Below are 24915 nucleotides of genomic sequence, written 5' to 3' on the forward strand. Positions count from 1 at the left end.
GGGCCGTTTTTTCAGGCTTTTCCTTGCCGAACGGTATCCTTTGACCGCCCCGGACGGGCAGAATGAAAATACCCGCAAAACCCTGTTGACCGCGGCGTTCCCTTTTCGTAGCGTCCTGTCCAATGACAAAGTCGGCCGGTCCGACAGGGAGTGAAATGGAAAGGGGCCGTCTGGCCCCTTTCCTTTATCCACAGGCCGGAACGCCCCTGAACGGGGCTTGCAGCAAATCGCTCATCTGTCATCACAAGACAGGAATTCCTCCCTGACACCGTCTCCTCCTCGTGTTAAGCGAACGCCCAGCGATGTTCGATTTCCAGAGGAATTCCATGAAAAACCCGGCTCTTCTCCTGTCCCTGATCGCGGCGCTTGCGGCCGCGCCTGCCTACGCGCAGACCACCGACACCGCCGGTCCCGCAGACGCGCCTGCCGCGGAAACGGATCAGGAACAGCCCTCCTCCCCGTCGGTCGGCGGAGATCTTGACCTCGGCACCGGCGATGAGCCCGCCCAGCAGCAACAGCCGCAGCCCTACATCAAGGAAACCTTTTCCGATTGGGCGCTGCAGTGCATCAAGGTCCCCCAGCGCGAGGACGAGATCTGCCAGATGTACCAGCTTCTGAACGACGGCCAGGGCGCCAGCGTGGCAGAAGTCAGCATTTTCCGGCTTCAGAACGGCGGCCAGGCGGTGGCCGGCGGCACGTTCATCGTGCCGCTTGAAACCCTGCTGACACAGAAGCTGACCGTGACCGTCGACGGCGGCTCCGCCCGGAAGTACGACTTCTCCTTCTGTGCGCAGATCGGTTGCTACGCGCGTGTCGGCTTCACCGCCGAAGACATCGCCCGTTTCAAGGCCGGTGCCAAGGCGCAGGTGACCATCGTTCCGGCGCTGGCGCCCGATCAGAAGGTCACTGTCGACATGTCGCTGGCCGGATTCACCGCCGCCTTCGACGCGGCGCAGGAATACGCCCAGTAAGAAGCGTCGACCGTTTCGATGCCAAAGGCGCGCCCCCGGGCGCGCCTTTCTTGCATCAAGCGACCGAAACGATACGCGAAAGGCCTTGGCCTCTCAGTGCGCCTCCGCCTTCCCGCCAAAGAGGCTGGCGTAGATCGGCGCGACGATCTTCGTGCCGATGGGGATCAGCACCAGGCCGACAACGAAGCCCAGCACAAGGTCGACCGCCGCCGTGACGCTCCACTCAAGCGCGCCGTTGCCCTTGCCCACGGCCTCTGCCCAATGGTGGATCGTCTCTTCCGGCAGGTGCCAGCCCATCTCTGCCAGCGAATGCACGATGATGGACCCGCCGACCCACAGCATTGCCGCGGTGCCCACGATGGTCAGCGCCTTCAGCAGCCACGGCATGAACCGCACGATGCCGCGTCCCAGTGCCCGCGTCACGCCGAGATTGGCGTTCTGCGACAGCCAGAGACCCACGTCGTCCATCTTCACGATCACCGCCACCGCGCCATAGACCGCCGCCGTGATGATCACGGCCGCCAGCGCCAGCGCCCCCGCCTGCATCCAGAAGTTCGGCAGGTCGAGGTTGGAGAGAAGGATCACCATGATCTCCGCCGACAGGATGAAGTCGGTCTTGATCGCGCCCTTGACCTTGGTCTCTTCAAGGTGCGTGGGGTCATTCACTGCATGGCTGCCGTCCGGCCCGCCCGCATGTGCGTCGTGGGGCATCAGCACATGGACGATCTTCTCGGCCCCTTCGAAACTGAGATAACACCCCCCGAGGATCAGCAGCGGCCAGACCAGCCACGGTGCAAAAGCCGCCATCAACAGGGCCGCCGGCATCAGGAACACCAGCTTGTTGATCACCGAACCGCGCGCGATCCGCCAGATGATCGGCAATTCGCGGGCCGGTTCGAACCCGTGCACGTACTTCGGCGTCACTGCGGCGTCGTCGATCACCACGCCGGCCGTCTTTGAACCGGCGCGCATCGCGGCCGCCCCGATATCGTCGATCGAGGCCGCCGCCACCTTGGCGATGGCCGCTACGTCATCGAGAAGTGCAAGAAGTCCGCTCATTCATCCGTCCCATATCTGCGCCGTTGAGAAGCTAAGCCACCAGACGGATTCCTCAAGGACCAGCGGCCCGGGCCATGTGCGGCGAGGATCAGGCAGCCCCCGGCAATCGCCCAGTTCTTGACGAAGATAGTCATCTGCCAGGGGTCCTCCGGGATCAGGTGGAAAAAGGAGGTCAGCCCGCAGTAGCCCGCCAACGACAGGGCCGCCAGCCGGGCGCCGACGCCTATGATCAGCGCAAGCGCTGCCACCGCGTTGTAAACCAGTGCGGCCCAGACCAGCCCTCCCGGCAGCCCCCAGCCGCGCAGCATGTCCGCCACCTGGGCCGGGTCCAGGGCTTTCTGAACCGCGCCGCCAACGAATAGCGCGGCGATCAAGAGCCGCCCGACAAGGGTCGCCAGGGCATCGGCACGTTCCATTTCAGCCTCCATTCACAGCGCTTTCAAATCGTTAACGCAAACAAGCGGCAAGCGTTAGCGCCACCGGGGAACTTTATCGCTAACATACTGACAAAAAAGGCGTTTCAACCTTTCCCGAGTCAGCATCCCTTCGTATACGACGCTTAACACTGGCTTTTTCAGGAGTAGTCCATGACCGTCACCGTCGGCATCAACGGCTTCGGCCGCATCGGTCGCTGCACGCTTGCGCACATCGCCGAATCCGCCCGCAACGATGTCCAGGTGGTCAAGATCAACGCCCCCGGCCCGATCGAAACCCACGCGCACCTGCTGAAGTACGACAGCGTGCACGGACGTTTCGCCGGAGAGGTGAAGGTCAAGGAAAACGCCATCGACCTCGGGCGCGGTCCGATCGACGTGATGTCCTCCTACGATCTGGAAGAACTCGACTGGGGCGGCTGCGACGTGGTGCTGGAATGCACCGGCCAGTTCAACGACGGCGACAAGGCCAACGCGCACCTGGCGCGCGGGGCCCGGTCGGTGCTGATCTCGGCGCCCGCCAAGAACGTGCAGCGCACCGTGGTCTACGGGGTCAACCACCGCGACCTGGTGAAGGGCGACGTGATGGTCTCCAACGGCTCCTGCACAACCAACTGCCTCGCGCCGCTGGTCAAGGTGCTGGACGAGGGCATCGGCATCGAAAGCGGGATCATGACGACGATCCACAGCTACACCGGCGACCAGCCGACGCTCGATCGTCGCCACAAGGACCTTTATCGTGCACGGGCCGCCGCCATGGCGATGATCCCGACCTCGACCGGTGCCGCCAAGGCCCTGGGCGAGGTGCTGCCCAACATGAAGGGCAAGCTCGACGGGTCCTCGGTGCGCGTTCCCACGCCAAACGTCTCGGCTGTGGACCTGACCTTCTATGCCTCGCGCGACGTGACGCTGGCAGATGTGAACGAGGTCGTGGCAGAAGCCGCCGCCGGCCGTATGGGCGCGGTTCTGTCCTACGATCCCGAGCCGAAGGTCTCCATCGACTTCAACCACACCACCCATTCCTCGATCTTCGCGCCCGACCAGACCAAGGTCGTGGGCAAGCGGATGGTCCGCGTCATGGCGTGGTACGACAACGAGTGGGGCTTCTCTGCACGGATGGCCGACGTGGCCGGAGCCATGGGTCGTCTGCTGCACTGAAACGGTCGTTCAAGGCACGAACCGGGGAAAGCGCCGTCATCTGACGGCGCTTTTTCGGTTTATGGGCCCCCTTTTTCAGGCCCCCTTCTGAACCGCCAGCCCGACGATCCCCAGCATCAGCTGCGCCGCTTTGCCCATGTCCTGCACCGAGACCCACTCCAGCGGCCCGTGGATCTGCCGCATGCCCGTGAACAGGTTCGGCGTCGGCACCCCCATTTCCGTCAGTCGCGACCCGTCGGTGCCGCCGCGGATGGGCTGGCTGAACGGTTCGATCCCGATGCCACGGCACGCTTCCCGCGCAAGGTCCACCGGCGTCATGTCGTCCTCCAGCCAATAGCGCATGTTGCGGTAGGTCGGCGTGATCTCCACCTCGATCTTGGCGCGCGGCTCTCCGGCCTGCACGGCGGCGCAGACCTGCCGCAGCAGGTCGCCTTTCGCCGCCAGCCCTTCGCGCTCGAAATCGCGCAGGATAAGGCGAATGTGCATTTCCGACGATCCGCCGTCCATGTTGGTCACATGCAGGAACCCGTCCCGCCCCGAGGTCGTCTCGGGCGTCATGGTCGACAGCGGCAGCGCCTGCAGGATCTTCGCGGCCAGGTAGGCGGCATTCACCATCTGCCCGGTGGCATAACCCGGATGGATCGACACGCCCTTCACCACAACGTCCGCCTGATCGGCCGAAAAACTCTCGTAGACGATCTCGCCCTCGACCCCGCCGTCGAAGGTATAGGCGAAGTCCACGGCCAGATCGGTCGGCAGTTCGCCGTGCACGCCGCGACCGATTTCCTCGTCCGGGGTAAAGGCCAGACGCAGCGTCGGGCGCGGCACCTCGGGATGCTCCAGCAAGTATTGCGCGGCGGACATGACGATGGCGACGCCCGCCTTGTCGTCCGCCCCCAGCAGCGTCAGCCCGGAGGCACAGACGATGTCCTCGCCCACCTTCTTGCCCAGGTAGCTGTCCACCTCGGGCGACAAAACCAAGGCGGGATCGTCGGGATATGTGATCTCTCCACCGTTGTAGCCCCGGATGACGCGCGGCTTGACCCCGGTGGCGTTGAATTGCGGCGCGGTGTCGACGTGGCCGAGGAAACCGATGGTCGGCCCCGGCGCATTGCCCGGCACCGTCGCCAGAACCGCGCCGTATTCGGTCAGCACCACGTCCTCCGCGGCCATCGCCTCCAGCTCGGCCACCAGCATGCGCGACAGGTCGAGCTGGCAGGCGGTGCTGGGCGTCGTCAGACTGTCGAGGTCGCTCTGCGTGTCGACGGCGCAATAGCGGACCAGACGGTCCTCCAGATCGGGTTCGAGAGCAATGGTCATGATGCCTCCGTTCGTTGCCTTCACGCGCCCGACCCTAGCGCCGCCATCGCCGGACGCCAGCCCCGTGATGCCTCAGGCCAGCGCGCTCCACGCCAGCCGGGCCGCAACGACTGCCAAAAGGGCAAGGATCGCCTTGTCGAAGACCTCTTTCGGCAGGCGCCGCGCCAGCGCTGCGCCCAGGGGCATCGCCGCCAGCAGCGGCAAAAGCGCCAGCCCGCTGCCCGCCGCGCGCTGGGGTGTGAGCAACCCGTACCAGATCATCGCCGGGATCTGCACCAGCGTCATCGACAGGAAGAACAAAGAGATCGTCGCAACAAAGACTGACCGCTCGGGTTTCATCGCGTTGAGGAAGGTGATCGACACCGGCGCGCTGACCCCGGTCGCCCCCTGCAGCACGCCCGCCACCGTCGACACCGGCAGCACCACGCGCCGCGCCGCCGCCATCGGCAGCGCCCAGTCCGGGCGCATCAGGCGGAAGGCGATGTACAGGAAGACGACGCAGGCCACCATCGCCAGAAGCAGCTTCGGCGCCGCATGAGCCAGCATGATCGTGCCCAGCCAGGCCCCGAGAAAACCGCCGCCGGCAAACAGCCACGGGAAGGCGCCTTCCGGTAGCGACGCGCGGTATTTCCACGACTGGATGAGGTTGGTGGCGAAGTTCGGCAGGACCATCACCGACACCGCGGTCGGTACGTCAAAATACAGCGCGATCACCGGCACCGCGACAATCGGTGCCCCCGCGCCCGTCGCCCCCTTGAGGATGCCGCCGAGGATCAGCGCCGCCGCCGCCCACAGCAATCCTGCCAGATGCGCCTCTGCAAACTCCATGCCAGACGTCCCCCGTTCCCGCGCGGAGACTGCGCCCGCGCGTTCGCAAAGGCAACAGCGGCGCATCGTCTTTCGCGGGAAAAGTCAGGGGCGCCAGTGACTTCGGCGCCGACCTTGAAGGCCGGGCTTTCGCAGCCCAGCCATCAGAACGCGACTGTCACGGCCTGTCGTCGATCCGGGCCTCGCGGGTATCACCCCTTTCGGCCGCCCGTGGCGCGTGGCTCGGGAAACAGCCGGCAAGGCCGCTCAAAGATAGTCGGCCCTTGCCAGACCGTACTTGGCCATCTTCTCGTTCAAGGTCCGGCGCGGCAGGCAGAGCTCGTCCATCACCGACGCGATAGAGCCCTTGTGCCGCCGCATGGTGTTGTCGATCAGCATCCGTTCGAATGCCTCGACGTATTCCTTCAGCGGCTTGCCCTCGGTGGTCATGACCGGCTGCATCTGGTCGTGGTCGCTCATGAGAAGCGAGGCAATCGTGCCCTGCCCGCGCCGCGACTGCAGCACTGCGCGCTCCGCCAGATTGATGAGCTGTCGCACGTTGCCCGGCCAGGGGGCCTGCAACAGTTGCGCGGCCTCCTGAGCCGAGACCTTGGGCGCGTCGCATCCGTATTCGTCGGCGAACTGCTCGGACAGGCGGGTGAACAGCGTCAGGATGTCCTCCCCGCGGGCGCGCAGCGGCGGCACGGTGATCTTCAGCGCCGCCAGCCGGTAATAGAGATCAGGCCGCAGCGCCTGCTCGCAGGTGCGACCCTCTTCCTGCAGGTTGGAGATCGCGACGATCCGCGTCTCCGGCGGCGTGCCCTGATCGTTGATGACCGACAGAAGCCGTGCCTGCGCCGCGTCCGACAGCACCTCGATATCTTCCAGAACCAGCGTGCCGCCGCGCGCCTCTTCCATCGCAGGCAGGCGAACGTCGTCCGGCTGCATCGGGCCGAAGAGCCGCTTCATCAGCGCATCCTCGTCGTGTGCACCGCAGGAAATCAGGGTGAACTTCTTCCCGGTCTTGGCGCCGACCGCGTGCAGCGCATGGGCCACAAGCGTCTTGCCTGTGCCGGTTTCGCCCTCGATCAGAACGTGGCCGTCGGCCTGTCCCAGATCGAGGATGTCTTCGCGCAGCCGCTCCATCGCCGGGCTGGCGCCGATCAGCTTCTTCATGATCTGGCCGCCCTCGGCCAGCTCCCGGCGCAACTGCCGCGTGTCCAGCGTCAGCCGCCGCGCGTTTGTCGCCTTCTTCGCCAGTTCCGACATGCGGTCCGGGTTGAACGGCTTTTCAAGGAAATCGAAAGCGCCGATGCGCATGGCCTCCACCGCCATCGGCACGTCGCCATGGCCGGTGATCATGATGACCGGCAAGGAGGAATCCGTGCCCATCAGCTTCTTGAGAAACTGAATGCCGTCCATCCCCGGCATCTTGATGTCCGAGATCACGATCCCCGGGTAATCCGCTCCGACCGACCCCAGCGCCTCTTCGGCAGAGGCGAAGGTCTCCGTGTCATAGCCCGATAGCGCCAGCCACTGGCTGATCGACTGCCGCATATCCTGTTCATCGTCGACGATGGCGATCTTCATCGCGTTGGCCATGTACACCTCACTTCAAATGCCGCTGACGGATGGCCCGTCATTCGGCTGCTTCCGATGCCGCGTTCAGGACGGGCAATTGCATTTCAAACACCGCGCCGCCGTCTTCGCCGTTGCGCGCGGTCAGGCGTCCGCCCAGTTCCGACACGATCCCCGACGAGATCGCCAGCCCAAGTCCGACACCGTCGCCGGGCGCCTTGGTCGTATAGAACGGCTCGAACAGGGCATCGAGATCCTCGATCCCGTCGCCGTTGTCCCGCACGCTCAGTGTCGCGGTCTCTCCTGCTGCCAAGATAATCTCGACCTGCGGATCGTCCACTGACTTGGTGGCGTCCAGCGCGTTGCGCAAGAGGTTCACCAGGACCTGCTCGATCCGCATCCGGTCGCCCATGACCTTCACGGGCGTGTCCGGCAGAAGCCGCGTGATCTTCACCCGGCGCGATTTGAGCTGCGGTTCCATCATCGACAGCGAAGAGGCCAGCGCCTCTCCCATGTCGACCGGGCTGAAGGTCTCCTGCCCCTTGCGGGCGAACCCCTTGAGCTGCCGGGTTATGGCGCCCATGCGCTCGATCAGGTCGTCGATCCGGTGGAAGGCGGTCAGCGCCTCGTCGGGCCGGTTGCGCCGCAACAAGAGCCGCGCCCCCGCCAGGTAGGTCTTCATCGCGGCGAGCGGCTGGTTCAACTCGTGGCTGACCGCCGCCGACATCTCGCCCAGGGCGGCAAGCTTGGAGGACTGCGCCAGCGACTGCTCCGCCACGGCGAGGTTCTTCTGCACTTTCTCGCGTTCCGCGATCTCGCGCTGAAGCCGGGCGTTCAGGGCGCGCAACTCGTTCGCGTCGCGCTGAAACAGCGCCATCCGCAGCGCGGTCTTGCGCGACAACGCGTAAAAGACCAGCGCCGCGAGGATCGCGAAGCCCATGATTTCCAACGCCAAAACGGCGTTCACCCGTTCGCGCACGCTGGAATAGGTGGTAAAGGTCGACAGCGTCCAGCCCCGGAACGGAATGCGGCCGTCGATCCTGAGCACGGCATCGCCGCGCAGGTAGGCGTCGGCCGTGCTGGCCGTCCAGTCGGCTGCGGCGGCGATGGCCCGTTCGATGGCGCCGTCGTCGCTCTGCTGTTCCAGCGCCTCTTCGGGGGTCATACCGCGCCAGCGCGGCTCCGTCGCCAGGACGATCACGCCGCTGGAATTGGTCACCATGACGGCGTCCGAGATCCCGGCCCAGGCACGTTCGAACTTCGCGAGGTCGACCTCCACCACGATCACGCCCACCGTGTCGCCGCCCGATTCCATCCGGCGGGAATACGTGAACCGGAAGCCACCGGCTTCACGCTCGATCTCGGTGAAGACGGTCGCGTTGGTGCGCACTGCGTCAAGGAAATAGGGCGCCGTCCGGTGGCTTTCGCCCAGCCGGTTGCGGTCGGTCGCGGCCACGCTGCGCCCTTCGCGGTCCAGCAGCATGAGCGACGCGGCGCCGATTTCGTCGACGAAAGAGATCAGCCGCTGCGACGATTGGGCATAATCCTGCGCATTCAGCGCGTCGATCAGCGCCTTGTCGCGCGCCAGAAGCTCCGGCACGATGGCGTTTCGCCTGAGTTCCGAGATCAGGTTTCCGGAATACAGCGCCAGCCGCAGTTCCGCCCGGTTGCGCGTGGTTTCCGTGAACCGTTCGGTTAACAGCCAGTTGGTCACCCAAACCGTGCCCACCGCCCCCATCAGCAGCAGCACGAGGGCTATGCGCGCCCGGCCCGAAAACGGACCGGCGCGGCGCAGCGTCGGAGAAGTGTCCTTGTCGGCCATGAAGGGCAGGATAGGCTGACGCGGTAGTCCGCTCAAGTCAGGCCGTCGTCAGGGCACCGGTCAGATGGGCGAAAAGGCGCGCACCGTCCTCGTTGCCATGGGCGGCTTCCGCCGCGCGTTCGGGATGCGGCATCATGCCCAGCACACGACGGTTCTCCGACAGGACGCCGGCGATGTCGCGGGCCGAACCGTTGGGATTGTCGGTGTAGCGGAAGGCCACGCGGCCCTCGCCCTCCAGCATGTCGAGGGTGCTGTCGTCGGCGAAGTAGTTGCCGTCATGGTGCGCGATCGGCAGCGCCAGCGTGCTTCCCGTGCCGTACCCTTCGGTGTACACGCTCTCGCCCTCGACCTGCAGGCCGATGGTGCGGCAGATGTACTTCAGCCCGGCGTTGCGCAGCAGCGCGCCGGGCAGCAGGCCGGTTTCCGTGAGCACCTGAAAGCCGTTGCAGACCCCAAGCACATAGCCGCCGCGTTCGCCGTGGACGCGCACCGCACCGATGATCGGGGCATTGGCCGCGATGGCACCGCAACGCAGGTAGTCGCCAAAGGAAAAGCCCCCCGGAACGCCGACGATGTCGACGCCCTGCGGCAGGGCCGTGTCCTTGTGCCAGACCATCTCCACCGCGAGGCCCGCCTTCTCGAAGGCGCAGGCCATGTCGCGGTCGCAGTTCGATCCCGGGAAGACGATCACGGCGGCTTTCATCGGCAGTCCTTTCCACGCGGGGCCGGGTCCGGCGCGCGGACCCTTCTGAAAGACAGGGCGCGGCGCCGACTCGGCGGTCCGGCCACTCTGGTTCGCGCGCTTCCTAGCACAATCGCCGGACAATGGAATGCCCGGGACGCGGCCTTCGCACGTCCCGGGCGCAGGGTTTCCCCGCCAAGGCCCAATGGGGCGTCAGAATTCCTCTTCCCAGCCCTGGCTGGTGGCAACGGGAGTACCCGATCCGCCATGTGCCCGTCCTTCGTTCACCGCCACCTTGGGCGCTTCGGGCGCGGGACGTTTCGGGGCCTGCGGGGCCGCGTCATCCCATGTGCCCGAGCTGTCGGCTACAACCGCGGCCGGTTTCGGCTTTGGCTTCGGTGTCGGCTCCGTCGCTGCGGGCTTTTCCGCGGACTTGGCGCCGTGGCGCGGACCGCCATGGTGGAACATCCCCATGCTGTCGGACAATTGCTCTGCCTCGATGTTCAGGCTCTGCCCGGCGGCGTTCAGTTCCTCGACGATGGCGGCGTTTTCCTGGGTCGCGCCTTCCAGACGCTGCACGCCCTCGTTGATGTCCGCCAGACCGTCCGCCTGCACGCGCACCGCCCCGGCGATGTTGGCGATCAGCTTGCCCAGGCTTTCGACCTGTTCCTGAACCTCGTTGAGCGAGGCGCCCGTCTTCTGAACCAGCCGACTGCCTTCGCTCACCTCAGCACCGGAGGCGAGGATCAGCGCCTTGATCTCCTGCGCGGAGTTGGCGGCCGTCTGCGCAAGCCCGCGCACCTCCGAGGCGACGACGGCAAAGCCTTTGCCCGCCTCCCCGGCCCGCGCCGCCTCCACCCCGGCGTTTAGTGCCAGAAGGTTGGTCTGGAAGGCGATATCGTCGATCGCCGTGATGATCTGGTTGATCTTGTCCGAGGCGTCCTCGATCCGGTTGATCGCCGCGATGGCATCGCGCACCACCTGCCCGCTTTCGTCCGACAGTTCGCGCGACCGCGCGGCCAGCCCGTTCGCCTGTTCGACGTTGTCGGCGATCTCGCGGCTGCTGGACGTCAGGCTGTTCAACGCCTCGGCAGACTGCATCAGCGTCGCGGCCTGCAACTCGACCCGGCGCGCCAGTTCATCGGAGGTGGTGCCGATTTCTGATGCGGCGGATCGCACGTTTGCCGCCACGGCGTCGGCCTGCTGAAGCGCCTCCGCCAGGCTTTTCATCCCGTCGTCGAAATCGCGGCGCAGCGGCGCATACTCCGGCGGCATCGCGTCCATGGCAAACCGCGCAGTGAGGTCGCGCTTCGACAGCGTCTCGAGCCCCTGGCGCATGGCGGCCACGACCCGGTCCTGTATGTCGCGCACCTCCGCGACACGGGCTTCGGCGGCGCGGGCGTCCTTCAGTTGCTGGCGGAATTTCTCGACCGCCTGCGCCGTTGTGCCCAGTTCGTCGGGGCGGTCGGTATGCGGCACCGGCTCCTCCAGCTCACCTTCGGCCATCGTTTCGAGCCGCGCGGTGATGTGCGACACGGGGCGCAAGGCCCAGCCGATCACGCCCAGCATCGCGACCATGCCGAGGCCGACGGCCAGCGCGGACAGGATGATGCCCAGCATCATCCGCTCTGCCACTTCCTTCGCGACCGCGCCGCTGTGGACGCCGACATAGAAGATGCCGACCACGTTGTCATCGGCGTCGAGGATCGGCTGGTAGACTGTATAGTACGGATTGCCGAGGATCACCGCTTCGCCCCGGTAGGTCTGCCGCGCCATCATGCGGGCGTGCACCGGGTTGTCCTTGCCCAGCCACGTGCCCACCGCACGCGTCCCGTCCGGCTTCACGATGTTGGTGGTGCGGCGGATGAAGTCGCCCTCTTCCGGCACCCATTCGAACAGCGTCGCCGTCTCGCCCGAGATACGCGCCGCCATGTCGATCAGCTGGTGCGTTTCGGGCGCCGCAAAGCCGTCCCAGCGCACCGTCTCGATGCTGCCGTCTTCCGCAAGCTCGACCTCGATGCCGGGGAATTCGTCCGCGAATTCGTAGACCAACACCCGCAGAGAGGCGCTCTGGCGGGTTTGCGCCGCTTCCACCGCGCTGTCCCGGCTCTGGGTTTCGAAGGCGAGGAACAGCCCCCCGCAGACCATCAGAAGCAACGCGGTAAAGCCCGCGGCCAGAGTGATTCTCAAGGATTTGCTAAGCCTGCGCATGTCTGTCTCCAGCCTGGTGGATGCCATGGCTGGATTGCACGCAAACCTTTAAGCTGACGTTGCCGGCGCCTTCCGGACGCCGACAAAATTCGAAAAAAATGTGTCAGATCGCCCCGGCGGCGCCGAAACGCCGCGCTTTCGGTCAGAGAACCTCGAACCGGTAGCTTTCGATCACGGTATTGGCGAGCAGCTTCTCGCACATCTCCGTGACCACGGATTCGGAAGTGCCGTCGGCCAGCTCAAGCTCGATGACCTTGCCCTGGCGCACGCCCTGCACGCCGTCGAAGCCGAGCGCGCCAAGCGCGTGCCGCACCGCCTCGCCCTGCGGATCCAGAACCCCGGTCTTGAGCATCACGAACACGCGCACCTTCATCTCGGTCATCCCCTCATGTGGCCTTGGTCCGGACCTCCGCCCGACCTTGCGGGGGTGGAACGACATCGCGGGCGGAAATGCAAGCAGGAAAGGGGCTCATTCGCGGTTGCCCTGCCGCAGGACCGTGCCGGCGTCGGGTTCGATGACGAAACCGCCGCCCGTGTTGCCCGCAAGGTCGTTGCCCTCGTAGGTGCCGCCACCGCCCTCGCGGATACGGATCGCGGCGTGGACATTGCCCCGGAACGTGTTGCCGCGCACGATCAGCCGTCCCTTCCCCTTCACCGAGAGCCCGTGAAAGGCGTTGCCGTCGATGTGGTTGTCCTGCAGGACACCGCCGCCACCGGAATGCACGTAGATGCCCGATTGCGCGCCGTCGCGTATGTCGTTGCCGAAGACCTCGGGGGCTGCGCCCTCGCGGATCTCCACCCCGGCCATGGCGGTGCCGGTTATGCGGTTGCCCTCGATCCGGGCGGTGGCGCCCTCGGTCGCGGTGATGCCGCTCTGCCCGCCGCCACGGATGACGTTGCCGCGCAGATCGGGCCGGGCGCTGCCCACCAGTTCGATCCCGGCTAGGGCGTTGTCCTCGATCCGGTTGTCCTCGAAATGACCGGCGCCGCCGGTGGTCACGAGGATGCCGGACCCACGCCCGTCACGAAAGGCGTTGCCGCGCACGTCGGGGCGGGCATCGCGGGCCACTTCCAGCCCCGCGACACGCGCGCCCCTGACTTCGTTGTCCTCCAGGACCGGCGCGCCGCCCTCCACCAGAAAACCGCGCGCCGCGCCCGGCAACACGTCGTTGCGGCGCAGGACCGATCCCCGGTCGTCCCGCAGGCGCACCGCCGCCAGACCGTCGCTGTCGAGCGTCACGCGCTCCAGCGTCAGCGCGCCGCGCGTCACCTCCACCGCGACCGACCTGCCGTCCCGATGCCGGATCGTCACCCCGTCCAGACCGCCCCCCTCCGCCGACCAGAGCACGGCCGGTCCGCCTTCGGCGAGGATCACCACCTCGCCCGGCGCGCCGCGCCCGACTATGGAAACCGCCTGCCGGACCTCGATCCCGCCGCGATAGGTGCCGGGGAACACCTCGATCACCGCGCCTTCGGGGGCGGCATGGACGGCCTCGGCCAGATCGGTGTAGCCGCCGCGGCCCGCCGCATCGACCACCAGCGCGCCAGAAACCGTCGGAGCGGGCGCCGGGGCGGCGGCGGCGCACTCTCGCGCCACCTGCCGCCGCGCCATGCCCGCGAAGACATGGCTGCTGCAGGCGTCCAGATAGGCCTCGTATCCCGCGCAGCCCATCGACCGCGCCTCCCGCCAGAGGGTGCTGCACTGCGCGCCCTCGTCCCGTGTGGCAGACACTGGCGGCGCGCTTGTGCCCTCGGCCGCCTGCAGAACGGTGCTGGCGGCGAGGATCGCGCGCATCGGGATCGCCATGTTGTACCCGCTTCGGCTGTCGCCCGCGTGGTGCAGCCCGACGACCCGCTTGTCCGTCAGCCGCATGACCGGAGAACCGGAGTTCCCACCAAGCGTGTCGCAGGAGTGCATGAGCTTGCCTTCCCGAGACACTGCAGGCGTCGCGGCGGCGCAGCCTTCGCGCGAGATGTGCTGCGCCTGCCCCTGCGGATGGCCGATGATCCACAGGAACTCCCCGCTTTCCGGGTCCGCGTCGGCCAGTTCCATGATGCCGTAGCGGTCTTCGGGTGCGCCGCGCACGGTGAGGACGGAATAATCGAGCGCGCGGCTCGTCTCCACGATCTCGGGCGCGACCTCGAATATCTCCACCCGCTCGACGTTGCCAGGGTCGACGTAGCCCAGCACGAGCTGCGCCGCCGCCAGCCCGCTGTCCGCCCCGCCGGGATCGCCGTCCATCCCGGGCACGCAGTGGTGGTTGGTGAGGATATGCCCGCCGCCGACGAGAAAGGCGGTGCAGAACCCGGTCTTCCCGTCGCGGAACTTCATGTCGAGCCGACCCACGGGCCGCCCGAGCCGCACGACCGGGCTGGCCGCGCCATAGCCGATCACCGGTTCGTTCTGGTAGTTGCCGAAGGCCTGTTCCAGCACCGGTCCGCCGGTGCTTTGCCGCGGCTGGATGACGATACGCCCGAAGTCCGCCGGATCGAAAGCGGCGGGCCCTTCCTGCGCCGGAGCGGCCATACCTGCGAGGGAGAGAGAGAGGGCGGCGGCGAGGCGGATGAGCTGCGGCATGAAAACGGGTCCGGTCAAATGGCGTGTGACAGGCTAGCCCGGCCCGTGCGGCGCGGCCAAGGGTGGAATACCGGGATTTTGCGGGCGGAGCTTGCGGGTGGGGCTTGCGGTTTCGCTGCCTGCGGCAGCGACCCGCCGGGGGCGCTGCCCCCGGACCCCCGGAGTATTTTTCAAAGCAGAGAAACAGGCGCGCCGGGTTCCGGGGACGACGCGGGCAAGGAAAAGGGCGGCCCGTTCGGGGCCGCCCTGCAGCGATGTCGTCCGACCTGTGCCCTTTCTGTTAGCGGGGCGTCAGTTGATCAGCTTCGGTTTTGGCATGTGGGTGCTCTGCTTCGGCATGACACCCAGCCTGCGCGCCACTTCGGTGTAGGCGTCGGCCAGGTTGCCGAGATCCTGCCGGAAGACGTCCTTATCGAGCTTCTGGCCGGTTTCGAGATCCCACAGGCGGCACGAATCGGGCGAGATCTCATCCGCCACGATCAACCGCTGGTAATCGCCGTCGTAGACCCGTCCGATCTCGATCTTGAAGTCGACGAGCTTGATGCCGACGCCGTACATCAGCCCCGACAGGTAGTCGTTTACCCGGAGCGCCAGCGCGAGGATGTCGTCCATGTCCTGCTGGCTGGCCCAGCCGAAGGCGGCGATGTGCTCTTCGGTGACCAGCGGATCGCCCAGCTTGTCGTCCTTGTAGCAGTATTCCACGATCGGACGGGGCAGCGCCGTGCCCTCCTCGATCCCCAGCCGTTTCGACAGGGAACCCGCGGCGTAGTTGCGCACGATAATTTCCAGCGGGATGATCTCGACCGCGCGGACGAGCTGTTCGCGCATGTTGAGCCGCTTGATGAAATGCGTGGGCACGCCGACGTTGTTGAGGCCGGTCATGAAGAACTCGCTCAGGCGGTTGTTCAGCACGCCCTTGCCCTCGATCACGTCCTTCTTCTGCGCGTTGAAGGCGGTGGCGTCGTCCTTGAAATACTGGACGATGGTGCCCGGTTCCGGGCCTTCATACAGGATCTTCGCCTTGCCTTCGTAGATCTTCTTGCGGCGTGCCATGGGGCCCCTTTCAGAAACGGGAAAACCGCGCTCGGGGCGCGGTGCTTGACGCCCTCATACGATGCCCGCGCCATCGCCGCAAGCCTCGCCGCAAAGGAGACGGGCCGCGCCCCTGTCCGCCATACTCTCCGCCGCACCGCCCGAGGCACACGGCCAGAGGCCGGGGCCGAGACGGCATGCCCGCCGCGAGGCGCACCGCCGGATCGGGCACGTCCGGTCGGTCGTCCGGTACGCACGGGCGGACGATTGCGCAAAACCGGGGCTTCGGAGACCAACTGCCGCTTGCGCCGGAGCACGCGGGACGGCATACCCGTTCCCGACCAACTTTCCCCAAGGGAGCGAGAGCCATGACCACCTTCGAAGACCGCGAGAACGCGTTCGAGAACAAGTACGCCCACGATCAGGAAATGCAGTTCAAGGCCGAAGCGCGCACCAACAAGCTTCTGGGTCTCTGGGCGGCGGAACTTCTGGGCAAGACCGGCGACGATGCCAACAGCTACGCCATCGAGGTCGTGAAGGCGGATTTCGAGGAAGCGGGACATGACGACGTGATCCGCAAGGTCGTGGCCGATCTGGGCGACAAGGCGACCGAGGACGAGATCCGGGCCAAGCGCGCCGCCCTCGTGGCCGTCGCCAAGGACCAGATCATGAAAGAGGTCGACTGACGGCCCCTCCCGGTTTCCGGGCGACTTCACGCCGACTTAAAGGGGCGCGCACGGTCTGGACCGGCGCGCCCTTTTCGTATTTTGCTGCGGCGCTTTGCCAGGGCGCCTTCGACGTGTGCACGCTCCGGTCAGAGCCGATACCGGCCGCCTCTGGAAAGCACCGGGCAATTGACCCGAACGGCGTGGGTCCGAAGGCTACGTTAAGGATTTGCGTCTAGCACTGCTGCCAGCGTGACACCCGGGGGCGAGTGGAGCAGGCACAGTGAACCGACTTTTCTTGCGCGCGCCGGATGCCGTGCGCCGCGTACTTCCCCTCGTGCTGGGCATGGTGCTGGCCGGATTGCTCTGGCAGAAGGCGCAGGCGCTCGACTGGGCCGCCGTCGCCGACGCCTTCACCTCAATCGCGCCGTGGCGCTGGGTCGGTGCCGCGATGGCCGCCGCCATCAGCTTCTGGGCCGTGGCACAGTACGACGTGACCGCGCACCGGCACTTCCGCACCGGGCGGCCCGACACTGCCGCGCGGCGGGCCGGGGCCACCGCCATCGCCGTGGGGCAGACCACCGGCTTCGGACCCGCCGTCGGGGCGGCGCTGCGCTGGCGGCTGATGCCGGACCTCGGTCGCGGCACCGTCCTCAGGATCACCGGTTTCGTCACGCTGGGATTCTTTGCCGCCTGGGGGACGATCGCGCTGACACTGGCGGTGCCGGTGCTGGCCGGGCACGCCTGGCTGGGCCTCGCGCTGCTGCCGCTCGGTCTCGCCGCCGTTTCCGCCCTGCTTTTCGCCTTTCCGCACCTGAACGTGCTCGGACGGCAATGCGACCTGCCCAGCATTCCCGCCTTCCTGCAGATGGTGGCGCTGGCGGGCTGCGACGTGCTCTTTGCCGGGCTGGCCCTGGACCTGATGCTGCCGCCGGAGACCGCGCCTGCGCTGCCGGTGCTGATCGCCACCTTCACCCTCGCGCTTGGCGCGGGCATGATCGGCGGCACGCCCGGCGGTGTCGGCCCGTTCGAACTGGCGCTGGTCACGCTCCTGCCCGGCACCGCCACGCCGGAACTGGCTGCCGCGCTGATCGCCTTCCGCATGGTGTATTACGCCGTGCCCTGCATCCTCGGCGCCAGCTACGCGTTGCTGGCCCCGCCCCACCGCCAGCCCCCCGCCCCGGCCCTCAGGCCCCGGCTGTCGCTTGGCCCCCGGGCCGAACTGCCCATCGCCGCACAGGCCGACCACCGTGCCATCGCCACCCTCCAGTCCGAGGGGACGGCGCTGCGCACGCCGCAGACCCTGACGCTGTTCCTCGGCGCGGTCGAGGGTCCGCTGGCGCCGCTCCTGCCCGCGCTCCACCGCGCCGCAAGGGACGAGAACCGCCTGCCCTGCCTCTACAAGCTGACCGGCCGCGACGCCGTGACGGCCCGCCGCGCGGGCTGGCACATGGCCGCCTTCGCGGTGGAGGCGGTGATCGACACCGCCCGACACGACCTGTGCGGACCGGACTATCGCCAGCTCCGCCGCTTTCTGCGCAAGGCCGAAGAGGCGGGCCTGACCTTCGGCCCGATCGCCGCACCCGACTGGGAGCGCATGACCGAAATACACAGCGCCTGGGAGGACAGTCACGGGGCAGAGCGCGGGCTGACCATGGGCCGCTTCTGCCCGCTCTACATGTCGGACAAGCCGCTCTTCGGTGCCTGGCACAAGGGGCGCCTCATCGCCTTCACAAGCTGGCTGCAGACCGGCGGCACGCTCAGCCTCGACCTCGTCCGGCACGAGGCGGAGACGCCACAAGGCACCATGCACGGGTTGGTGCAGGCGGTCATCGGCCACGCCCGCAAGCAGGGCATCGCCGAGGTCTGCCTGGCCGCCCTGCCCCACCCGGCACTCCCCGGGCGGCTGAAGGGCTGCGCAGGCCTGACCCGCTTCAAGGCCAGCTTCGCGCCGCGTTGGCGACCGCTCTACATCGGGGCGCCGGACGTGTTGCAACTGGCGCTCGCCGCAGCCGACATCCGCCGTGCCATCCTGGCACCTGCCCCGCTCCGGCGCAGCACGCACGATCTTTGGTCGCTCGACGCGCTGGTCGATGCGCCGCCGGACGACGCGCTGCCCGCCTGCCGTCGCGCTGGCTGATCCACGGCCCCGCTGATCCCCCGCGTCGCGTCCGCACGGCGCCCCGATCCGCACGATCCTCCGGCCAGCACGCCCGCCCAACCCCCGGCAAAGCGCCTGCAGGGACAGGCGATACATCCGCCCCGGGCATGGACAATCCCTGCGCGCTCTGCACAGATGCGGGCAACGCTGGGAGGCTTCGATGAACGATACACTGCGCGGCTGCCTGTGGATGACAGGGGCAATCGCTTCCTTCACGACAATGGCCATTGCCGGGCGTGCCGTCAGCCTCGATCTCGACACCTTCGAAATCATGCTCTTCCGGTCCATAATCGGCATCGTCATCGTGTTGTCGGTCGCCAGCCTCGCCCGCACCCGCCAGCAGATCACCACGCGGTCGATGCACCTGCACGGCATTCGCAACATCTGCCACTTTGCCGGACAGAACCTGTGGTTCTACTCGATCACCGTGATCCCCCTGGCGCAGGTCTTCGCGCTTGAGTTCACCCTGCCGTTCTGGGTCATGCTCATGAGTCCGCTGGTCCTTGGCGAGCGGCTCACGAAGAACCGCATTCTCGCCGCCGCCGCAGGCTTCATCGGTATCCTGATCGTCACCCGCCCCGCGCCCGAGACGCTGGAATTCGGCCAACTCACCGCCGCGCTGGCGGCCATCGGCTTTGCCGGGTCCGCTGTTTTCACCCGGCTGCTGACGCGCACCGAAAGCATCACCTGCATCCTGTTCTGGCTGACCGTCATGCAGGCCGCTTTCGGGCTTGTCTGCGCGGGCTTCGACGGAGACATCGCGTTGCCGCAGGCCGAAAGCTGGCCCTGGGTCGTGGTCATCGCCTTCGCCGGACTTGTGGCGCACTTCTGCCTGACAACCGCGCTGTCGCTTGCCCCCGCGACCGTCGTCATGCCGATCGACTTCGCCCGCCTGCCGGTGATCGCGCTGGTCGGCGCGCTGCTCTACGCCGAGCCACTCGACCCATTCGTACTGATCGGCGCGGCGGTCATCTTCAGCGCAAACTACCTGAACATCCGCTTCGAAACCCGCGCCAACCGCGCCGAATCCGCCCGCCGCGCGCCCGGCTAACCCCTTGCGCCAACGGCGGGAACCCTGTCCAGCGCACGGACCTGTTACATATTCGTGACGCTGCGTTGGCCAAGGATTATGTGACGTTCCGTCACTGATTGATAGAATACACCGCGACTGTCTACCGTCTTCCCGGGGAACTTCCCGCACTCTGGGAGGAGGAGAAAAATGAAGACACTCGCAACCGGGGCAGCCTTGCTGGCCCTCGGCACCACATCCGCGTATGCCGCCGGACTGGACCGCTCGAACCAGGGCATCTCGTCGATCTTCGACGCGGACGGTGCCACGTCGCTCAGCTTCGGCGTCGTCGTACCGAAACTGACCGGCAAGGACATCAGCGGCGGCGGCAGCTACGACGCCGGCGTGACCTACTCGCAGGGCAGCGTCACCTTCACCAAGGACGCGGGCGAGAAGTTCAACTTCTCGGTGATCTTCGATCATCCCTACGGCGTCGACATCAACTACGACAGCGATCCGCTGACCACGATGCTGGGCGGCACCAAGGCGGACCTGAACTCCATCGCGGCCACCTTCGTCGGGCGTTACAAGGTCTCCGACCGCATCAGCGTCTTCGCCGGAATGGGCGTGCAGCGCATCGACGCCTCCGTCGGTCTCAATGGCCAGGCCTACGCGCAGGCGATCTCTGCCGCCGGAACCGCGCGCACCTTCAACGGCATGATCGCCGGGACCGGCCTGCCGCCCGTCACCGCGCAGGAGGTCGGTGGCGCCGCAGCCGCGGCCAATGCCGGAAACTTCGCCCCCATCGCAGCGCTCAACACCCGCTACGCGCCCACCGGCAATCCCGCCGCCGGCAATGCGCTGGTGACGAACTTCGCCAACGCCGTGACCGGTTTCAACGCCACCGGCGGCTACAACTTCGACATGGACGCCACGACGGAGCCGAACTACCTGATCGGCGCCGCCTACGAGATCGAGGAAATCGGCCTGCGCGTTTCCGGAACCTACCGGTTCGAGACGAAGCACAAGGCCGACACGGTCGAGAACGTCCTCGGCACGACCACCAATGGATCGGTCGAATTCGTGACCCCGCGCAGCTTCAACCTCGAAGCGCAGACCGGCATCGCCGAGGGCACGCTGCTGACGGCCTCCTATCGCTGGGTCGAATACTCCGCCGTGGACCTCGTTCCGGACTTCCTGCAATCCGACCTCGTGAACCTCGACGATCAGGAGCGGTACACGCTGGGCGTGGCGCGGCGCTTCTCGGACAAGCTGGCCGGGTCCGCAACGTTCATCTACGAACCGGAGACCGGGGATCTCGTCTCGCCGCTCGGACCGACCAACGGGCTGAAGGGCATCTCGCTCGGCGGTCGCTGGACCGACGGCCCGCTGCAGGTTTCCGGCGGGATCAACTACTCGTGGCTGGGCGACGCCACCGCAGAGGTCGCCAGCCGCCCGGTCACGGATTTCTCCGACAACCACGCGCTGGGCATCGGGTTTTCGGCCAAGCTGACCTTCTGATCCGCACACCGCGCGCATGAAAAGGCCCGGAGCGTCCCGCGCTCCGGGCTTTTCGTTGCCTAGTGCGGAACCGTCGGATCGCCCGCATCGCGGTCAGGCCGCTGCTCCGAAACCACGTGCGGACCGGCCCACCGCCGACACACCGGTTTCGCCGACCATGACAGCCGCGCCCCGCCGCCTTGCGTGACAAGGCCGATCCGGACCGGAGGCTGACGCAGGTCCCCGCGCTAGCCCGCGCCGCACGTCGCCAGCACAAACGCCACCCGCTCCGCCACCGACACGCGCGGCACCTCCCTGACGGTCTGGCCAAGCGCGCCAAGGGCCTCGACGATGCGCCAATGCTCCTGTTCCGCTGCGTCGAACCCATGCTTGCGTTCGCCATCGCCCGCGAAAATCTCTGGCCAGGGCGGCACGACAAGGACCTCTTGCGCATAGACCTGCGCCGCGCCCAGCGTCTCCCGTAAGGGCGGCCCACCGGCATGCTCCAGGGCGACCGCCGCGTCGATCAATCCCCGGTCGAAAAACACCGGCCCTTCGAGATGACGCGCGGCGTCCAGATCCTGCCGCGCCATCGCGACGGCGCGCCCGGCAAAGGCGGTCATATCGACCCACGGCAAGGCACGGCCGTCCCCGGCCATCTCCTCCGCCACGATGCGCCGCCCCGGTTCCGGCACGGTCGCAAAACCGCGCGCGGCCAGCGCCTCCAACAGCGTCGACTTCCCGCCGCCCGAACAGCCCGTCAGCAGGATGAATCGGTCCTTCACATCGCTCTCCTTTCTCAACACGCGCCGCCGTCCGCACCCAGGCGCAAATAGCTAATAGCCACAACCCTTCCGATCTTTTGAAACCGACCCGACAAGGCCCGCCATGCTTGCCTACACAGTGCCGGTCCCAAGTGCCAAAGGCCGCACGCAACGGACACAACGCCCCAAACCGGTTTTGAGCAAGCTTCGGATCGCGACCACGGGCGCCCGCCGCTATGACCGAAGGCATGAAGCAGACCACGATCTCCACCCGCGCATGGGCCGAACTCCTGCTCCTGGCGCTGATCTGGGGCGGCTCCTTCCTCGCCATCCGCACCGCGCTGTACGAGATCGGACCGCTCACAGCCGTCCTCCTGCGCACCGGCCTCGCAGCGGCGGTGCTCTGGCCCGTGGTGCTCTGGCGCCGCCTGCCGCTGCCGCGCACCGCCCGGACGTGGAGCGCGCTTCTCGTCATGGGCTGCCTCAACAACGCGATCCCCTTCTCGCTGATGGCTTGGGGCCAGTTGCACATCCCCACGGGGCTGACGTCGATCCTGAACGCCACCACGGCGATCTTCGGAGTCCTCGTCGCAGCCCTGGTCTTCGCCGACGAACGACTGACCGCGCGCAAGGGCATCGGCGTGGGGCTTGGCTTTGCCGGTGTGGCGACGGCCATCGGCCCGCGGGACCTGATGAACATCGACCCCGGTTCGCTGGCGCAACTGGCCGTGGTTGCGGGCACGCTGTCCTACGCCTGCGCCTCGGCCTGGGTGCGGGCACGGCTTGGCACGCTGCCGCCGCTAGTCAACGCCTGCGGCATGCTGACCGGCGCGACGCTGGTGATGGCGCCGCTTGCGCTGGCGGTCGAAGGCCTTCCGGACCTCGCCCTCTCGACACGGGGCTGGACCGGAGTGCTCTACTACGCGCTGGTGGCCACGGCGCTGGCCTACCTGCTCTACTACCGCGTCCTGGCGATGGCTGGCGCGGGAAACCTGCTGCTCGTGACCCTGCTGATCCCCCCGGTCGCCATCCTGCTCGGCGCCTGGGTCCGGGGCGAGACGCTGGCCCCCACCGCCTACGCCGGCCTCGGACTTCTGGCAGCCGGGCTGGTGGTGCTGGACGGGAGGGTCTTGGGGTTTGACGCGCGTTCGCGCCGCGCGTAAGCCTCGGGGCCGGAACACCGGCGCGAAGGACCCACGATGCTCTACCCCACTGCCCAGGCCTGGCGCGACGCGCCGAACAAACGTGTCGTGCTGTTCGCCATGTCGGGGCTGGGCAAGACCCATGTGTCCAACATCCTGCGGCAGGCCGGCGACTGGTTCCACTACTCCATCGATTACCGCATCGGCACCCGCTACATGGGCGAATACATCGTCGACAATGCCAAGCGGCAGGCGATGCAGGTGCCCTTTCTCAGGGACCTCCTGCTGTCGGATTCGATCTACATCGGCTCCAACATCTCGTTCAACAACCTGACGCCGGTCTCCACTTACCTCGGCAAACCGGGCGACCCGGACCGCGGCGGCCTGCCGATGCACGAATACGTCCGCCGCCAGGGACAGTTCGAGCGCGCCGAACGCCTGGCGCTGCTCGATACCGAGTACTTCATCGACCGCGCCCAGGACCTCTACGGCTATCCGCACTTCGTCTGCGACACCGGCGGCTCGATCTGCGAATGGGTGGACCCGCAGGACGCCGAAGACCCGATCCTGACGGCCCTCTCCTCCGTTGCGCTGATGGTCTGGGTGCGCGGATCGGAGGCGCATACCGAAGACCTCATCCGCCGCTTCGACCGCGCCCCGAAACCCATGGCATACCGACCCGACTTCCTGTCCTCCGCATGGACGCGCTACCTCGACGCAACCGGGACGTCCGAAGAAGGGATCGACCCGGACGCCTTCATCCGCTGGACCTACGCACAGGCCCTGGCCCACCGCCAACCGCTCTACGAAGCCATGGCATCCAACTGGGGTATCACCGTCGACGCCTCCGACATGTCCGGCGTCCGCACCGCCGCCGACTTCGAAGACATTATCGCCAAGGCTCTTCCCGACTGAGTTTCGCCGCGCTGCCGCGCGCCGACACGCCGGGGGGCGTCGCCCCCCGGACCCCCCGAAGGTATTTCAGCCAAGATGAAGGGCGGTTTCAGCCGCCCACCAGCCATCGCGGGCCTTGGAAAGCCTCCCCTTCATCTTGGTCCAAATACCTCGGAGGGGGTCCGGGGGAGGCAGAGCCTCTCCCGGTGGGTCGGCGGGCCGGAGGCCCGGCGACGAATCTCAGCCCAGCTTGCGCAGGCGGGCAATGAGCGAAGAGGTGTCCCATCGGCCGCCGCCCATGTTCTGCACGTCCTTGTAGAACTGGTCGACCAGTGCCGTGACCGGCAGGGAAGCCCCGTTTTCCTCGGCCGTCTTCAGGCAGATGGCCAGGTCCTTGCGCATCCAGTCGGTGGCGAAGCCGTGCTCGAAATGGTCGTCGAGCATTGCCTCATACCGGTTCACCATCTGCCAGGACCCGGCCGCGCCGCCGCCGATCACGTCGACCACGTCGCGCCCGTCGAGGCCGGCTTTCTCGGCGAAGTGCAGCCCCTCGGACAGGCCCTGCACCAACCCCGCGATACAGATCTGGTTCACCATCTTGCAAAGCTGGCCCGCGCCGCTCTCGCCCAGCCGTTTGCAGAGCTTCGTATAGGCGTCGATGATCGTCTCCGCATCGCCGTATGCGCCTTCCTCGCCGCCGCACATGACGACAAGCTGGCCATTCTCCGCGCCGGCCTGACCGCCCGAGATCGGCGCATCGACGAAGGCCACGTTCCGTTCGCCGGCTGCGGCGTGCAGTTCGCGGGTGACCTGGGCGGACACGGTGGTGTGATCGACGAAGATGCTGCCCGCGTCCATTCCGGCAAAGGCGCCGTCATCGCCCAGGCAGACCGAGCGCAGGTCGTCGTCGTTGCCGACGCAGGACAACACGAAGGTCGCGCCATTCGCTGCCTCGCGCGGGGTCGGCGCCCATGCACCGCCATGTTCCGCCACCCATTTCTCTGCCTTGGCGGCCGTCCGGTTGTAGACCGTCACCTCGTGCCCGGCCTTCGCCAGGTGCCCCGCCATGGGGTATCCCATAACCCCCAACCCCAGAAATGCAACTTTCGCCATGCTCAGCCTCCCTTT

21 protein-coding genes are annotated in these 24915 nt (G+C 67.0%); 8 read left to right on the top strand and 13 right to left on the bottom strand.

All coding sequences use genetic code 11. The features are described 5' to 3' along the window. The first annotated feature begins 326 nt into the window (after nucleotides 1-326). Nucleotides 327-971, top strand: coding sequence for an invasion associated locus B family protein (locus tag ABFK29_RS12605; protein WP_040604789.1), 645 nt, complete (start codon nucleotides 327-329; stop codon nucleotides 969-971). Between the two features lie 93 nt (nucleotides 972-1064). Here ABFK29_RS12605 and ABFK29_RS12610 read toward each other — a convergent pair whose 3' ends face one another. Continuing rightward, entirely contained in the window at nucleotides 1065-2030 is a 966-nt protein-coding gene (locus ABFK29_RS12610; protein WP_005860876.1) for a DUF808 domain-containing protein, read from the bottom strand. Further along, the gene (locus tag ABFK29_RS12615; protein ID WP_050772446.1) at nucleotides 2027-2446 is read right to left on the bottom strand and encodes a DoxX family protein; all 420 of its coding nucleotides are present in this window, start codon (nucleotides 2444-2446) and stop codon (nucleotides 2027-2029) included. Before ABFK29_RS12615 ends, ABFK29_RS12610 begins: the two co-directional genes overlap by 4 nt. A 171-nt stretch (nucleotides 2447-2617) precedes the next feature. On the opposite strand from ABFK29_RS12615, the gene gap reads away from it, so the two are divergent. After that, the gene (gap, locus tag ABFK29_RS12620; RefSeq protein WP_005860878.1) at nucleotides 2618-3622 is read left to right on the top strand and encodes a type I glyceraldehyde-3-phosphate dehydrogenase; all 1005 of its coding nucleotides are present in this window, start codon (nucleotides 2618-2620) and stop codon (nucleotides 3620-3622) included. A gap of 75 nt (nucleotides 3623-3697) precedes the next feature. Here gap and pepT read toward each other — a convergent pair whose 3' ends face one another. From pepT to purC, 9 genes are all read right to left on the bottom strand, one after another. After that, on the bottom strand, nucleotides 3698-4942 hold the full coding sequence (gene pepT, locus ABFK29_RS12625) for a peptidase T (RefSeq protein ID WP_040604790.1): 1245 nt from the start codon (nucleotides 4940-4942) through the stop codon (nucleotides 3698-3700). 72 nt (nucleotides 4943-5014) lie between these two features. Next, nucleotides 5015-5770 carry a sulfite exporter TauE/SafE family protein gene (locus ABFK29_RS12630; RefSeq protein ID WP_005860880.1) on the bottom strand — a complete coding sequence of 252 codons (756 nt, stop codon included), beginning with the start codon at nucleotides 5768-5770 and terminating at the stop codon, nucleotides 5015-5017. 246 nt (nucleotides 5771-6016) lie between these two features. Then, nucleotides 6017-7351, bottom strand: a complete 1335-nt coding sequence (locus ABFK29_RS12635; protein ID WP_005860881.1) for a sigma-54-dependent transcriptional regulator — start codon at nucleotides 7349-7351, stop codon at nucleotides 6017-6019. A 37-nt stretch (nucleotides 7352-7388) separates the two neighbouring features. Then, on the bottom strand, nucleotides 7389-9149 hold the full coding sequence (locus tag ABFK29_RS12640; RefSeq protein WP_005860882.1) for a sensor histidine kinase: 1761 nt from the start codon (nucleotides 9147-9149) through the stop codon (nucleotides 7389-7391). A 37-nt stretch (nucleotides 9150-9186) separates the two neighbouring features. After that, nucleotides 9187-9852, bottom strand: coding sequence for a phosphoribosylformylglycinamidine synthase subunit PurQ (gene purQ, locus ABFK29_RS12645; protein WP_005860883.1), 666 nt, complete (start codon nucleotides 9850-9852; stop codon nucleotides 9187-9189). 192 nt (nucleotides 9853-10044) lie between these two features. Next, nucleotides 10045-12042 carry a methyl-accepting chemotaxis protein gene (locus tag ABFK29_RS12650; RefSeq protein WP_198135732.1) on the bottom strand — a complete coding sequence of 666 codons (1998 nt, stop codon included), beginning with the start codon at nucleotides 12040-12042 and terminating at the stop codon, nucleotides 10045-10047. A 142-nt stretch (nucleotides 12043-12184) separates the two neighbouring features. After that, entirely contained in the window at nucleotides 12185-12415 is a 231-nt protein-coding gene (gene purS, locus ABFK29_RS12655; protein ID WP_040604821.1) for a phosphoribosylformylglycinamidine synthase subunit PurS, read from the bottom strand. 96 nt (nucleotides 12416-12511) lie between these two features. After that, nucleotides 12512-14620 (bottom strand): right-handed parallel beta-helix repeat-containing protein, encoded by a 2109-nt coding sequence (locus ABFK29_RS12660; protein ID WP_005860886.1) that lies wholly within the window; start codon nucleotides 14618-14620, stop codon nucleotides 12512-12514. Between the two features lie 291 nt (nucleotides 14621-14911). Further along, nucleotides 14912-15673 carry a phosphoribosylaminoimidazolesuccinocarboxamide synthase gene (gene purC / locus ABFK29_RS12665; RefSeq protein WP_005860887.1) on the bottom strand — a complete coding sequence of 254 codons (762 nt, stop codon included), beginning with the start codon at nucleotides 15671-15673 and terminating at the stop codon, nucleotides 14912-14914. Between the two features lie 347 nt (nucleotides 15674-16020). Between purC and ABFK29_RS12670 the strand changes: the two genes are divergently transcribed. From ABFK29_RS12670 to ABFK29_RS12685, 4 genes are all read left to right on the top strand, one after another. Continuing rightward, entirely contained in the window at nucleotides 16021-16338 is a 318-nt protein-coding gene (locus ABFK29_RS12670; RefSeq protein WP_005860888.1) for a DUF1476 domain-containing protein, read from the top strand. A gap of 262 nt (nucleotides 16339-16600) precedes the next feature. Further along, a complete protein-coding gene (locus ABFK29_RS12675) occupies nucleotides 16601-18457 on the top strand; it encodes a phosphatidylglycerol lysyltransferase domain-containing protein (RefSeq protein ID WP_040604791.1) in 1857 nt (618 codons plus the stop codon). Between the two features lie 181 nt (nucleotides 18458-18638). Then, complete coding sequence (locus ABFK29_RS12680; RefSeq protein ID WP_005860890.1) at nucleotides 18639-19529, top strand: DMT family transporter; 891 nt, start codon at nucleotides 18639-18641, stop codon at nucleotides 19527-19529. Between the two features lie 168 nt (nucleotides 19530-19697). Further along, nucleotides 19698-21008, top strand: a complete 1311-nt coding sequence (locus tag ABFK29_RS12685) for an outer membrane protein transport protein (protein WP_005860891.1) — start codon at nucleotides 19698-19700, stop codon at nucleotides 21006-21008. A gap of 227 nt (nucleotides 21009-21235) precedes the next feature. Here ABFK29_RS12685 and ABFK29_RS12690 read toward each other — a convergent pair whose 3' ends face one another. Then, nucleotides 21236-21772 (bottom strand): AAA family ATPase, encoded by a 537-nt coding sequence (locus ABFK29_RS12690; RefSeq protein ID WP_005860892.1) that lies wholly within the window; start codon nucleotides 21770-21772, stop codon nucleotides 21236-21238. A 227-nt stretch (nucleotides 21773-21999) separates the two neighbouring features. Between ABFK29_RS12690 and ABFK29_RS12695 the strand changes: the two genes are divergently transcribed. After that, nucleotides 22000-22914: a DMT family transporter gene (locus ABFK29_RS12695; protein ID WP_157136542.1), complete on the top strand. Its 915-nt coding sequence runs from the start codon at nucleotides 22000-22002 to the stop codon at nucleotides 22912-22914. A gap of 36 nt (nucleotides 22915-22950) precedes the next feature. Then, entirely contained in the window at nucleotides 22951-23808 is an 858-nt protein-coding gene (locus ABFK29_RS12700) for a hypothetical protein (RefSeq protein WP_005860894.1), read from the top strand. A gap of 219 nt (nucleotides 23809-24027) precedes the next feature. Here ABFK29_RS12700 and ABFK29_RS12705 read toward each other — a convergent pair whose 3' ends face one another. After that, nucleotides 24028-24900: an NAD(P)-dependent oxidoreductase gene (locus tag ABFK29_RS12705; protein ID WP_040604792.1), complete on the bottom strand. Its 873-nt coding sequence runs from the start codon at nucleotides 24898-24900 to the stop codon at nucleotides 24028-24030. Nucleotides 24901-24915: the final 15 nt, after the last annotated feature.

Source organism: Sagittula stellata E-37 (assembly GCF_039724765.1).
Taxonomy (GTDB): domain Bacteria; phylum Pseudomonadota; class Alphaproteobacteria; order Rhodobacterales; family Rhodobacteraceae; genus Sagittula; species Sagittula stellata.